Consider the following 13,639-nt stretch of genomic DNA (forward strand, 5'->3'; position numbering starts at 1 on the left):
GTTAGTTTCCCGCCTTCTTTTCCAAACGCATCAGCATCAGCCGCGCGCCCGCGAGCACGAAGAACGTCAGCACGAACAGCAGCAGGCCGAGCAGGATCAGGCCGGACTGGTGCAGGCCGTCGCTCTCGGCGAACTCGGATGCGATCGCCGCCGAGATCGTGGTGCCCGGCGAAAAGATCGACGTCGAGATGCGGAACGAGTTGCCGATGATGAAGGTCACCGCCATGGTCTCGCCGAGCGCGCGGCCCAGCGCCAGCATGACGCCGCCGATGACGCCGACGCGGGTGTAGGGGATCACCACGCTGCGGACGACTTCCCAGGTGGTGCAGCCGACGCCGTAGGCGGCTTCCTTCAGGACCGGAGGCACCGTCTTGAACACGTCGACGGAGATCGAGGTGATGAAGGGCAGCACCATGATGGCGAGAATCAGCGCGGCATTGAACAGGCTGAGATAGGACGGGGGACCTGCGAAGATCGCGCCCAGCACCGGCACGCCGTCGAAGATCTTGATCATGAAGGGCTGGAACGTGTTGGCGAGGAACGGACCCAACACGAAGAAGCCCCACATGCCGTAGATGATCGAGGGGATGCCGGCGAGCAGCTCGATCGCCATGCCGATCGGGCGGCGCAGCCATTGCGGGCAGAGCTCGGTGAGGAAGATCGCAATGCCGAGACCGACCGGGATGGCGATCAGCATCGCGATGAAGGAGGTGACGAGCGTGCCGTACATCGGCCCGAGCGCGCCGAGCACCGGCGGATCGGCGGACGGCGCCCAGCGCTGCGTCCACAGGAAGGAGAGACCGTATTCCTTCATCGCCGGAAAGGCGCCGACGATCAGCGACAGGATGATGCCGCCGAGGATCAGAAGCACCGAGATCGCGGAGAGCCGCGTGATCCAGTAGAAGGTGACATCCCCGACTTTGAACGCGCTCAAGGCCTTGGCGCGATCATACGGTCCGGCGTCGTCGATTATATCGCTCTGAACGGCCATCTCTGCCACGCCGATCCCCTGTACCAAATAGTATACGTTTTTTGTTGGTCCGTGCCCCGGATGCGATGCTGATCCGGGGCACAGTTGTGGGTCCCGGCTCTGCGCGGCAGCGTTTCACGCTGCAGGGCGTCCGGGACACGAGCATCGCGAGCTTAGCTCTTGATCTCGGCAGCCCAGGTCTTCTCGACCAGGGTCACGACGCCCTCGGGCATCGGGATGTAGTCGAGCTCTTCAGCCGCCTTGCCGCCGCTCTTGAAGGCCCAGCGGAAGAACTTGATGGCTTCCTGCGAGGCCGCCTTGTCGGTGGCCTCCTTGTGCATGAGGATGAAGGTCGCCGCCGTGATCGGCCAGGACTTCTCGCCGGGCTGGTCGGTCAGGATGACGTAGTAGCCGGGAGCCTTGGCCCAGTCGGCGTTGGAGGCGGCTGCCTGGAAGGCTTCGACGGTCGGCTGCACCGGCTTGCCGGCCTTGTTAACGAGACCGGTGTAGGTCAGCTTGTTCTGCTTGGCATAGGCGTACTCGACGTAACCGATCGAGTTCTTGGTCTGGCTGATGTTGCCCGACACGCCTTCGTTGCCCTTGGCGCCGACGCCGACCGGCCACTCGACGGCGGTACCTTCACCGACCTTGCTCTTCCAGTCAGCGCTGGCCTTGGCGAGATAGTTGGTGAAGTTGAAGGTGGTGCCCGAACCGTCCGAACGGCGGACCACGGTGATCGCCTCCGACGGCAGCTTCAGGTTCGGATTGAGCTTCTTGATCGCGGCGTCGTCCCATTTGGTGACCTTGCCGAGATAGATGCCGGCGAGGGTCTCGCCATCGAACACCATCTCACCGGGCTTCACGCCCTCGATGTTGACGACGGGAACGATGGCACCCATCACCATCGGCCATTGGACGAGGCCGTCCTTTTCGAGCTGCTCGGCCTTGAGCGGCGCGTCGCTGGCGCCGAAGGTCACGGTCTTGGCCTGGATCTGCTTGATACCGCCGCCGGAACCGATCGACTGGTAGTTTAGACCGTTGCCGGTCTCTTTCTTGTAGGTGTCAGCCCATTTCGAATAGATCGGGAACGGGAATGTCGCACCGGCACCGGTGATATCGGCGGCAAAGGCCGCCGTCGTCGATGCGGCGACCAAGCCAGCAGCGACGATCGTTTTGAGGAAATTCATGTTGGTCTCCATGCAGGGGAGCGAAGCGCCATCCGCGCCCGATCGCGCTCCCCGTGCCGCTCCTTTAGGAGCGGACAGCTGAGCTTTTACGAAGCTTTCGTGACAGCTGGATGACGGAGACAAGCAATTGGAATCGCTTGTATTTCAGCTCTGGATCAAGGCCTTCACCTGGGGAAAACAGGCGGTAAAAGTGGCGCCCTGCTTGGGCACGCTTTCGATCAAAAGCCGGCCGCGATGGCGGTTAAGAATATGTTTCACCAGCGATAATCCGAGGCCGGTGCCGCCCTGCGAGCGGCTGTCACCGATATCGACCCGGTAGAAGCGCTCGGTCAGCCGCGGCAAATGCTCCGGCGCGATGCCGGGGCCGAAATCCCGGACCAGGACCCGGATCTCCTGAGTTCCATCAATGGCAGGACTGGACGTCAGCGACACGACGACACGGCCACCCGAGGCGCCGTATTTGAGCGCGTTCTCGATCAAATTTTCGAACAGGCGGAGCAGCTCCTCGCGGTCGCCCGCGATCATCACCGGCGTCTCCGGCAGATGGGTCTCGACCTCGACCCGGCGTTCCCGCGCCAGCGGTTCGAGCCCGTCGGCGACCTGGAAGATGATCGGCAGCAGGTCGACCAGGGTGTCGGGGCGCACATGGGCTGACAGTTCCACCCGCGACAGCGACAGCAGATCGTCGATCAGGCGCGCCATGCGGGTGGCCTGGTTGTGCATGATGCCGAGGAAGCGCTCGCGCGCCTTGGGATCGTCCTTGGCCTGGCCCTGGAGCGTGTCGATGAAGCCGGACAGTGCGGCCAGCGGCGTGCGCAGCTCGTGGCTGGCATTGGCGACGAAATCGGCGCGCATTTCCTCGACCCGGCGCAGCGGCGTCTGGTCGTGGAAGGTCATCAACATGCATTTGTCGGCGCCGCCGAAGGTGGTCGGCACCGGCACCGGCGTGATGGTCAGCTCCATCCAGCGATCGACCGGGACATGGTCGAGATAGGTCGCGCGCCGCGGCTCGGTAGTCGCGATCGACTCGCGCAGAGCGGTGATGATCTCCGGCGAGCGCAGTGCGAACTGGGCCAGCTCGTTCCGGCGCAGCGCCGGCGCGAGCTGGGCGGCCGCAGCGTTGAGATGGATGACGCGGCCGGCACGGTCGAGCAGCACCGCAGGATCGGGCATTCCGGCAACAACCGCAGCCACCGCCGCGCTCTCGACGGGGTTGACGCGGCGGGTGTCTTCGCGCGAGGCGGCAGTATCGTGCAGGCGCCACGGGATCAGCGCTGCGGCCGCGATGCAGAGGAACACCGTCGCCGCCCGCATCACCGACAATTCGCCGAGCGAGACCACCACCGACAGCGCCAGGGCTGCGGCGATCAGGATGATGGTCGAGTGCCGCAGCCGGTCGGACCAGGGCCGGGCGGTGGGAGACGATGGGGCGTCGATCGCCATCGGGGCGGGCTTCTCCTGAGACTATTTGCGCCGGTCAGGCGCCGCTGTCGCTGCGCTTTCTCACATAAGCGGCTTTAGGCGCGGGGCCGGGGTCGAGCTTGAGCGCGGCCTGCTGCAAGCGTTTCGATCGTGCGCCGATGATAACCTCGCGAAACGTCAGCAAGACTACAGATATGACGAAGGGGGACAGATAATAGAGCACACGGAACAGCAGCATGCCGCCCAGCAGTTCCTCGCGGTCCATCTGCCAGAGGCCGACCAGCATGGCGGCGTCGAACACGCCAAGGCCCCCGGGCGAATGGCTGGCAAAGCCGAGCAAGGTGGCCGAGACGAAGATCACCGCGACCACCACGAAGCCGAGATTGGGCTCGTCCGGAACCAGCACGTACATCGCGAGCGCGCAGAAGCCGAGATCGATGATGCCGATCGTGATCTGGAGCAGCGTCAGCGGGCCGCCCGGCAGCATCACTGTCCAGGGTCCGCGACCGACCATCCGCGGCTGGGTCCAGACCCAAACCACATAGGCGACCAGCCCGACGATGATCATCATCGCCAGCGCCCGGTTCAGCCAGGGCGGCAGCTGGTCGATCGCCGCGGCGGCCTCAGGATGATAGGAGATGCCGAGGCCCAGCACGGCGGCATTGCCAAGCCAGAAAGTCAGGCCGGCGAGGAAACAGATTTTTGCGACGTCGATCGCGTTCAGGCCGTAGGCCGAATAGATGCGGTAGCGCACCGCGCCGCCGGTGAAGACGCTGGCGCCGACATTGTGGCCGATCGAATAGCTGGTGAAGGCGGCGAGCGCGTTGATGCGATAGGGCACGTGGGCGTGGCCGATCGCGCGCACGGCGAACAGATCGTAGAAGGTCAGCGTGAAATAGCCCGCAGCGACGAAGAGCCCCGCCATCGCAATCTGGCTCGGCTCGGTGCTCTTGATCGCTTCGAGGACCTCGTTGACATCGATGCCGCGCAGCATGTGGTAGAGCACGTAGCAAGCGATGCCGATGACCGCGACGCTGATCACAACTCCAAGCTTATGCAGGACTTGCTTCTGGCGCAGAAACGACATCGCCCTGCGTATGGCTTCCAGCATCTAAACCTCGAACAACGCTTCAGCGGCCAGGGTGGCCGGCGAACAGGCGGACGACACGCAGGCGCTCAACGAACCCTCGCCGCCGGCTCCGGCATCGCGCAGGCCCCCTTCCTCTCCCCTAGCGCGTTTTTGGGCGGAGTGGAATTCGGCAATTCGAACAAAAACTCGTGCCTTCAGTATTTTAGGCAGGGTTACGGGCTCCTGATGCGCGGTTTGGCGCTTTCGGCGGCAAGACTGACGCGAATCTCCATGGCGATCCTGCGCAGTCGCCATGAAGTTTTGATGATTTCGACCGCACAATGTTCCGTCACGGCTTAAGCCGACGTCAATCTATGGGCCGCACCCACCTCTTGAAAGAGGGGTGACTTGAGCGCTTGATCGCGGTTTTCCGATGTGCCGAACGGCCGCGCAGCCCGACCCTGACTCCCGTGGTCAAGGGGGCACGGCAACATCACAGAGCGGCCGGCGGCGCGGTGCGCGAGACCACACGGTCGCGCAGCCAGGCGCCGATGGTGCAGCCGAAGAGGTAGCAGGCGAACATGATCAGGGCGAGGTCGAGCCAGTAGCCGAAACGGCCGGGGACCACATGCGCGAACGAGACGGCGACCAGGGCGGCCGCAAGCACGGCGAGCCAGCGCGCGGTCACTTTCGAGGTGCCGTTGCCGCGCTGGACCACCGAGATCCAGCCCATGCAAAAGCCGAGCAGCAGCGAGCCGATCAGCCAGCCCAGATGAAACGAGACGAGATAGGGCATCGTCACCTCACCAAAAATTCGATGCGGCGGTTCTGCGCCTTGGCGTCTTCGGTGGCGTTGCCGGCGACGGGCTGCGTGCTGCCATAGCCGACCGCGGTGAAGCGGCTGGCGGGCAGGCCGGCCTTGACCAGATAATCGATCACCGCCTGCGCGCGCTTCTGCGAGAGAGCCTGGTTGAAGGCGTCCTCACCGTCGGCATCGGTATGCCCGGCGACCTCGATATTGGTGGTGGGGCATCGCAGCGCCGTCTCGATCAGATGATCGAGAATGCCGGCGGAATCCGGATCGATGTCGGCGCGTTTCGCCCCGAAGCGGATCTTGGCCTTGGCCAGCAGCTCCGAGAACAATTGCTGGCACACGGTGCCGTCGACCGGGCCGGCCGCGGGTTTCACCGTGATTTCCGGCTTGTACTGCCAGTTTTTCGGGAAATCCTTGCCGAGACCTGCCCGGATGTCGTTGGCGGCCCCTTCATAGAGCGCATCGCCCGACAGCTTTACCTCACGATCGGATAAGACGAGCGTGCCGGTCGACAGTCGCGACAGCCCGCCGAGCGCTGCGACCACGGCGGGGTTGAAGGCGCCGGGCGCGCCGAGGCTGGCCTTGAGATTGTCGACGACCTTTTCGTTGAAGAATTTCCGCGACGCGCTGGTGACGATTGCCGTGTGGACATTGTTGTCGGGAACATAACCGGTCAGCGTCACCGTCGCGGCCACCGGATCCTTGTAGGCCTGGAAGACGTAGGGCGGCGCCTTGACGTCGTTGGCAGCAATCGAGAAGCCCTCGGGCAGGTTCTTGAGCGCGGCTGCGACCGCTTCGCGGCCGCCGAGGTCGCGCGCCATGCCCGACAGATTGACCTTGGTGTCCGTTATCGTGATCTTGCCGTCCTTGAGCTTGCCGATCTGGTCGAGCAGCAGCGTCGCAGCCGCCTCGAACCGCGGCGGCGCGCCGCGCGCCAGCCCCATTTGATCGGCCACCTCGACGCCGCCGAGCTCCTTGCGGGCCGCCTCGGTCAGGCGGCCCTTGATCGACGGCAAGGGCGCGGAGCCTGACAGCGTCACCCGCACCACGTCGCGTTCGGCGTTCCAGACGAAGGGTTTGGCCTCGGGAACGAGGCGGGTCCGGTCGTCGACCAGGCGCACGCCGGGGACGGTCTCGACCGCCACCACGGCGTCGCGCCGCCCCTCCTCGGAAAACGCGTCCGCGGCCAGGCTGACGTCGCGGCCGTCCACCGCGATCCGGGTCTTGTCCAGAACGGTGTCCTTGAGGGCGGCCGAACTCCGGGCGGAAAGGTCCGCCTCGACCGGCAAGGTATTATTCCAGGCCGCAAATCCCCACATGACGGCCAGCGGGATTAACCCCGGCCACCATTTGCTGGCCCACCTGAAAAGCTTCTGCATTCGACGACCCGAACTCTGGAACCGGAGACAAAACAAACCCTTGGCAGGCTGTCAAACCGGAAATGACGCCCTTCCAAAGGCCCTGCATGGACAATTGGAATAACTTTTTCTTCAAGGGTTCTTCCGTAAGTTGAATCCGGAATGCCAGAGTCCGCCCGCCGGTCATGAAACAACTCCGAAACAACGTCATCCGCGCCGGGCTGGGAGCACTCTATTTCAGCGGGGCGCACCATCTGTTGCGCCCGCTTTTATCGGGCGTCGGCGCTATTTTCATGCTGCACCACGTGCGGCCGGGCCGCGACGCCGCCTTCCAGCCGAACCGGCATCTCGAAGTCACCCCCGAATTCCTGCGCGCCACGCTCAGCCATTTGCGCTCGCACGAGATCGACATCGTCAGCATGGACGAGCTGCATGAGCGGCTGGTGCGGGGCCGGTTCGACCGCCGCTTCGCCGCCTTCACGCTCGACGACGGCTATCGCGACAATCTCGACTATGCGCTGCCGGTTCTGCGCGAATTTGACGCGCCTCTGGCGGTCTATGTCGCCAGCGATTTCGCCGAGGGCACGGGGCGGCTGTGGTGGGAGGCGCTGGAAGCCGTGATCGCCAAGACCGAGCAGATCGAGGTCAAAATCGGCAATGCCGCGCTGCGGCTCGATGCGACGACGCCGGCCGCCAAGCAGGCGGCATTCGACCGCGTGCACGACTGGCTCCGCGCATTGCCGGGCGAGCACGATCTCAAGCGCGAGATCGAAGCGCTCTGCACCAGGTACGGCGTCGATATGACCGCGTTGTGCCGCGGCCTCTGCCTGTCCTGGGACGAGGTGAAGCGATTTGCCGCCGACCCCCTGGTCACGATCGGTGCCCACACCATCAGCCATTGCAATCTCGCCAAGCAAAGCGAAGAGATCGCCACGCAAGAGATAGCCGTGAGCCGCGCGCGGATCGAGCAGGCGCTCGGCCGCAATGTCCAGCATCTTGCCTATCCCTATGGCGACCGCCAAGCCGCAGGCGAGCGTGAATTCGCCCTTGCGGCGGCCGCCGGTTTCAAGACCGCGGTGACGACGCGGCCCGGTATGCTGTTCGCCGAGAACGCCGGCCACATGACCGCGCTGCCACGCGTCTCGCTCAACGGCAATTACCAGGACACGCGAATTTTGCCGGTGCTGACCTCAGGCGCCGCGACCGCGATGTGGAATGGCTTTCGAAGGATCGCGGCGGCTTGATCCAACCGCACACTCAGACCTCATCCTGAGGAGCGCTCCGAAGGAGCGCGTCTCGAAGGATGGGCCGCCCGCATCCTTCGAGACGCGCTGGCGCGCTCCTCAGGATGAGGGCGGAGCTGACGACGAGCTGAGTTGACTCCCCTCCCCACCCCGCTCACAACCAGCGCAAACCAAGGGAGGCATCATGTTCAACGATCTGTTCTCGCTCAAAGGCCGCGTCGCGCTGGTGACCGGCGGCTCGCGCGGCATCGGCAAGATGATCGCGGCGGGATTTCTCAGCGCCGGTGCGGCGAAGGTCTACATCACCGCGCGCAAGGCCGGGCCTTGCGAAGCGACCGCGAACGAGCTCACCGCGCAGTATGGCGGCGAGTGCATCGCGCTGCCGATCGACATCTCGACGCTCGCTGGCGCCGAGCTGCTCGCGAGTGAATTTGGGAAGCGCGAGCCAAAACTCGACATCCTCGTCAACAATGCGGGCGCCGCCTGGGGCGCGGAGTTCGACGAGTTTCCCGAGAGCGGCTGGGACAAGGTGATGAACCTCAACCTCAAGGCGCCGTTCTTCCTGACCAAGGCGCTGGCGCCGATGCTGCGCGCGGCGGCCTCGGCAGAGCGGCCAGCAAAGGTGATCAACATCGCCTCGATCGACGGCATTTTCGTTAATCCGGGCGAGACCTATTCCTATGCGGCGAGCAAGGCCGGGCTGATCCATTTGACGCGGCGCATGGCCGTGAAGCTGATCTCCGACCATGTCGTGGTCACCGCGATCGCGCCGGGCCCGTTCAAATCCGACATGAACCGCGCCGCGCGCGACCACAGCGACGAGGTCTCGACCCGCGTGCCCACGGGGCGCATCGGCACCGACGAGGACATGGCGGGTGCCGCGATCTATCTCGCCTCGCGCGCGGGCGACTATGTGGTGGGCGCAACCATCGCGGTGGATGGTGGAATTGTTTACGCAAACCCGGGGATCAAGGGGAGCGGGTGGGATAGCTGAGGGTTGCCGCGAGGGCGGCGTGCCCTCGCCTCATACTCAGTGTCGTGCCCCGCGCAGGCGGGGCATCCAGTACGCTGCGGCCTATCGGTTCTAGGCCTCGCTGCCTCTGGAATACTGGATCACCCGCTTTCGCGGGTGATGACACCATTTGTATTGCGAGAGCGTCAGACCCTGACCCCTACGACTCGATCTTCACGTACTCGAAATCGCCCGGCTTGTTGTCGATGCCGACCTTCGGCGGCGATATCCAGGATGCGAACACGCCGGTCTCGGTGACGGGCTGCATCAGCGAGGTGATGAAGTCGCCGTCCTCGGTCGAGGGCAGCCAATCATCCTTGCGCTTGGCCCAATTGGCGTCGTCGATCAGGAGGCCGTCGGGCGTCGCGTGGATGGCCTTGAACTCGCCGATGTGGCGGTGGAAAGCGACGTTGGGCAGCTTGAGCTCAAACTGATAGCCCGCGGACGAGATCACCTTGTTCCAGCGCAGCATGCCTTTGACGCAATCCTGGCTGTAATCATCGCGCAGGCGCATGTTGAGCGCGGTCAGCGCCGGCTCGTCGACCAGCTTGATCTCGCCGTCGATAAACTTCAGCACCGGATAGGTCGCGTTCTTGAGCTGGTGATCGTCGTCGATCTGGGTCTCGTGATAGCGGCCCTTGATGCCGGTGTTGAACGCGTTGGCCGCGTTGGTCGAGACTTCCGAGCCGAACAGATCAAGCGACAGTGTGTAGTGCAGGTTCAGCTTCTTCTGGATGGTCGGCAGGTCGATCACGCCGAGCGCGCGGACTTTTGCGATGTCGGACGGATCGGTGATGCCGGCTTCGCGCATCGCATCGCAGGTGCGCTGCACGACGCGGGTGATGCCGGTCTCGCCGACGAACATGTGGTGCGCTTCCTCGGTCAGCATGAAGCGGCAGGTGCGCGACAGCGGATCGAAGCCGGACTGCGCCAGCGAGTGCAGCTGCATCTTGCCGTCGCGGTCGGTGAAATAGGTGAACATGAAGAAGGACAGCCAGTCCGGCGTCGCCTCGTTGAAGGCGCCCAGCATGCGCGGCGAGTCAGCGTCACCCGAGCGGCGGCGCAACAAATCGTCAGCCTCTTCACGTCCGTCGCGACCAAAGTACTTTTGCAGCAGGTAGACCATCGCCCAGAGGTGACGGCCTTCCTCGACATTGACCTGGAACAGATTGCGCATGTCGTACAGCGAGGGCGCGGTCTTGCCGAGGTGGCGCTGCTGCTCGACCGAGGCAGGCTCGGTGTCGCCCTGGATCACGATCAGACGGCGCAGCATGGCGCGATATTCGCCCGGGACCTCCTGCCAGGCCGGCTCGCCAAAATGCTCGCCGAACGGCACGACGCGATTCTCCTCCTGGGGCGCCAGAAGAATGCCCCAGCGATAGTCGGGCATCCGCACATAGTCGAACTTGGCCCAGCCGCGCGGATCGACGGAGTAGGCGGTACGCAAATACACCAGCGACTCCTGGAAACCTTCCGGCCCCATGTCGCTCCACCAATCCATGTAGCCGGGATGCCAGCCTTCCAGCGCCTTCAGCACCTGGCGGTCTTCGGCGAGATTGACGTTGTTCGGAATCTTGGTCGAGTAGTCGACGTTCATGATGTTCATGCTCATGGCCGTGCTCCTTGCGATCTCTTGTCCCGGATGCAGTGCGGCGCGAAGTGCTGCACTGCTGAGCCGAGACCTATTGTCCGGTCCGTAATGGGTCCCGGTTCTGCGCAGCGTCATTTCGTGCCGCAGCGCGCCCGGGACACGAAAGTCGTCACACCCGCGTCATATCGAATTTCGGCTTCTGGCCGCTGCCGTAGCGGCGCAGCGCGCCTTCCTCGCCGACCGCGTTCGGGCGCTGGAAGATCCAATTCTGCCACGCGGTGAGACGCGAGAAGATTTTCGATTCCATCGTCTCGGGGCCGACGAAGCGCAGGCTGGCTTCCATGCCGGTGAGGCTGTCGGGCGAGAAGCTGGCGCGCTCCTCCAGGAACACGCGGACCTCGTCGTCCCAGTCGATGTCGTCGAGCGCGAAGGTGACGAGACCAAGCTCTTCGGCCTGCTCGGCGTCCAGAGCCGTGCCCATCGTGGCTTCCGCGCGTTCCACATCGGACGGGTCGGCCTGGAAGCGCGACTGAAGCCGCGTCAGGCCATGGCTCATCGGATACGGGCCGAAATTCATCGCTGACAGCTCGATCGACGGCGGCGGGCGGTTGTCGCCCTGGCGCGTGCCGATCAGCATGTAGGAGCGGTCGGCGGCGAAGACGAGCTCGGCGAGCGTGCCGGCAAAGCAGGAGCCGGGCTCGACCAGCGTCACCAGCGTGCGCGAGGTGACGTCGATGCGCTTCAAGACGCGCTTCCAGTAATGCCTGATCTCGTTGACCAGCCAGTGCGCCTTGTTGGCTTCGAGGAAGGCATCGCAGGCGAGCACATGGGCGCGATCGCCGTGACTCTTGAACACCAGCATGGCGATCTCGAGCTCGTTGATGCGCAGATGCAGGATCGCGTCGTCGAGTTCGCGCGCCACCTGGAGCGGCCAGAACGCGACACCCTGCGCCATCATGCCGTCGATGTCGGCGGGCGGCGCGGCTTCAGGCGCCTTGATCGAGATCGTGGCGATGCGCGCGGCGCGGTCGATATCGACGGTGACAAAGCCATAGCGCAGGCTGGTCTCGTCGATGACGCGCTTGAGCGGGGAGAGAGCAATGCCCTTGCCGCTTCCGTTGCGCTTCGACGCAGCCGCAAACTCCCTGGCACGCTCGACGACCCTGCCTTCGAGCTTGCTGTTCGGCGCGATCTCGTCGACCAAGCGCCATTGCACGGCGCGCTTGCCCTTGACGCCTTCCTCGATGGTGCAGAAGAAGTCGGCATGGTCGCGGCGCACCTTGCGCTTGTCGACCACGCGCGTGAGGCCGCCGGTGCCGGGCAGCACCGCCAGCAGCGGCACTTCGGGCAAGGCAACGGCAGATGCGCCGTCATCGGCGAGCATGATGTAGTCGGTGGCGAGCGCAAGCTCATAGCCGCCGCCGGCGGCCGAGCCGTTTACCACCGTAATGAAGCGCTGGCCGGAATTCTCCGACGAGTCTTCCATGCCGTTGCGGGTCTCGTTGGTGAACTTGCAGAAGTTGACTTTGTGAGCGTGAGTCGAGCCCGCGAGCATGCGGATGTTGGCGCCGGCGCAGAACACGCGGTTCTTGGCCGAGCGCATCACCACGACCTTCACCTCGGGGTGCTCGAAGCGCAGCCGCTGCACCACGTCCGCAAGCTCGATGTCGACGCCGAGATCGTAGGAGTTGAGTTTGAGCAGATAGCCCTCGAACAGGCCGCCGTTCTCGTCGACGTCCATGGTCAGGGTAGCGACGTCACCGTCGATCGCGAGCTTCCAGTGCCGGTAGCGGGACGGTTCGGTCTGGAAATCGATGAATGTCGCGCCGCCTGCGAGGCGCCGATCTTCCCCGGCCATGGGCCACCCTTGAGCTTGATGATGCGTTTTGGCTGTCGCGTTAGATGCACAATAGTGCATCTTTTTGGGCGCGTCTAGCCCTTAACGGACGAGGCATGCACTTTGTTTCATGACCCCCGCTGGGATCACGAGCCGGCGCTGAGCGCGATCCAGTCGGCTTTGGACAGTTGCGGCCTGCCGAGCTTGGCTTGAAGCAGGCCGTCAGCGCCGGGACCGGAAAGCGCTGCGCGAGTTCAGCGCGCGCATTGGATCACTCGCGTTCGAAGGCACATTCATCGATGTGCCTCCGCAACGTCATGCGGCGCGTCCCTGGAGTCCCTGATCATCGCGCAGGGCCGCTTTTGCAAATTGCTCAATAGCGTCAAGCGTCGCCCCCGGCGCTTCACGATGCGGGGAATGTCCCGCGTCTGAAATGACTTTCAAATCTACCGGACAATAACACTCTTCCTGCGCGATTTCGAGCTGACGCAATGTCCCATATTGATCATTCCGGCCTTGCAGGATCAGCAAAGGGACGCGGATGTAGGCGAGAGACTCGGAAATATCCCAGTCGCGGAATTTCGGATCGAGCCAGGCGCCGTTCCAGCCCTGGAAGGCGTTGTGGACGTCCTTGTGCCAGCGCGCGAGTTTTGCCTTCAGGTCGGTGGTCTCGAAGGTGCTCTTGATCGCGGCGATGGATTTCACCGAGACGTCCTCGACGATGAAATGCGGCGCGATCAGCACGAGCCCGCTCAGGCGATGATCCTGATGCGCGCCGGCATAGATCGTCGCGATCGAGGCGCCGTCGGAATGGCCGAGCAGGAGGCCACGCTTGAAGCCGATCGCATCGAGCACCTTCGGCAGCACGTCCAGCGCCTCGCGCTGCATATAGTCGAGCGGCCGCGGCAGCGCGACCTTGCTCGACTGGCCGTAGCCCGCACGCGAATAGACGAAGATGCCGGCGGAGGTGGCCTGCTGCAGCTTTTCCGGGAAGTCGCCCCAGAGCCCGACCGAGCCGAGGCCTTCATGCAGCATGACGATGGTCGGTGCGTCCGCGGTTTGTGGCGCCAGCCATTTGTATTCGAGGCTGGCGTTGCCGATGCTGAGAAAGCCGGTGAGGGTGAGGTTGGTCATG

General features: G+C 64.2%; 11 protein-coding genes. 2 read left to right on the forward strand and 9 right to left on the reverse strand.

Annotated features, from left to right (window positions below; all coding sequences use genetic code 11):
• Position 1: 1 nt before the first annotated feature.
• The 6 genes from pstC to IVB27_RS11100 all read right to left on the reverse strand — a co-directional run bounded on the left by pstC (position 2) and on the right by IVB27_RS11100 (position 6,841).
• Positions 2-991, reverse strand: a complete 990-nt coding sequence (gene pstC / locus IVB27_RS11075) for a phosphate ABC transporter permease subunit PstC (protein ID WP_247338767.1) — start codon at positions 989-991, stop codon at positions 2-4.
• Positions 992-1,143: 152 nt separating this feature from the next.
• On the reverse strand, positions 1,144-2,157 hold the full coding sequence (gene pstS, locus IVB27_RS11080; protein ID WP_247443553.1) for a phosphate ABC transporter substrate-binding protein PstS: 1,014 nt from the start codon (positions 2,155-2,157) through the stop codon (positions 1,144-1,146).
• Between the two features lie 144 nt (positions 2,158-2,301).
• A complete protein-coding gene (locus IVB27_RS11085) occupies positions 2,302-3,600 on the reverse strand; it encodes an ATP-binding protein (protein ID WP_247443554.1) in 1,299 nt (432 codons plus the stop codon).
• 34 nt (positions 3,601-3,634) lie between these two features.
• A complete protein-coding gene (locus IVB27_RS11090; protein ID WP_247443555.1) occupies positions 3,635-4,690 on the reverse strand; it encodes a putative bifunctional lysylphosphatidylglycerol flippase/synthetase in 1,056 nt (351 codons plus the stop codon).
• Between the two features lie 451 nt (positions 4,691-5,141).
• Positions 5,142-5,444: a hypothetical protein gene (locus IVB27_RS11095; protein ID WP_247443556.1), complete on the reverse strand. Its 303-nt coding sequence runs from the start codon at positions 5,442-5,444 to the stop codon at positions 5,142-5,144.
• A gap of 2 nt (positions 5,445-5,446) precedes the next feature.
• Positions 5,447-6,841 (reverse strand): OmpA family protein, encoded by a 1,395-nt coding sequence (locus IVB27_RS11100; protein ID WP_247443557.1) that lies wholly within the window; start codon positions 6,839-6,841, stop codon positions 5,447-5,449.
• 164 nt (positions 6,842-7,005) lie between these two features.
• Here IVB27_RS11100 and IVB27_RS11105 point away from each other — a divergent pair, with 164 nt between their 5' ends.
• Positions 7,006-8,064, forward strand: coding sequence for a polysaccharide deacetylase family protein (locus tag IVB27_RS11105; RefSeq protein WP_247338722.1), 1,059 nt, complete (start codon positions 7,006-7,008; stop codon positions 8,062-8,064).
• A 184-nt stretch (positions 8,065-8,248) separates the two neighbouring features.
• The gene (locus IVB27_RS11110; protein WP_247443558.1) at positions 8,249-9,058 is read left to right on the forward strand and encodes an SDR family oxidoreductase; all 810 of its coding nucleotides are present in this window, start codon (positions 8,249-8,251) and stop codon (positions 9,056-9,058) included.
• Between the two features lie 178 nt (positions 9,059-9,236).
• On the opposite strand, the gene boxB is transcribed toward IVB27_RS11110, so the two are convergent.
• From boxB to IVB27_RS11125, 3 genes are all read right to left on the reverse strand, one after another.
• Positions 9,237-10,688, reverse strand: a complete 1,452-nt coding sequence (gene boxB / locus IVB27_RS11115; RefSeq protein WP_247443559.1) for a benzoyl-CoA 2,3-epoxidase subunit BoxB — start codon at positions 10,686-10,688, stop codon at positions 9,237-9,239.
• Positions 10,689-10,836: 148 nt separating this feature from the next.
• Positions 10,837-12,525, reverse strand: a complete 1,689-nt coding sequence (gene boxC, locus IVB27_RS11120) for a 2,3-epoxybenzoyl-CoA dihydrolase (protein ID WP_247443560.1) — start codon at positions 12,523-12,525, stop codon at positions 10,837-10,839.
• Positions 12,526-12,819: 294 nt separating this feature from the next.
• Positions 12,820-13,638, reverse strand: a complete 819-nt coding sequence (locus tag IVB27_RS11125; protein ID WP_247443561.1) for an alpha/beta fold hydrolase — start codon at positions 13,636-13,638, stop codon at positions 12,820-12,822.
• Between the last annotated feature and the right edge of the window lies 1 nt (position 13,639).

The organism is Bradyrhizobium sp. 197, from assembly GCF_023073375.1.
GTDB lineage: Bacteria > Pseudomonadota > Alphaproteobacteria > Rhizobiales > Xanthobacteraceae > Bradyrhizobium.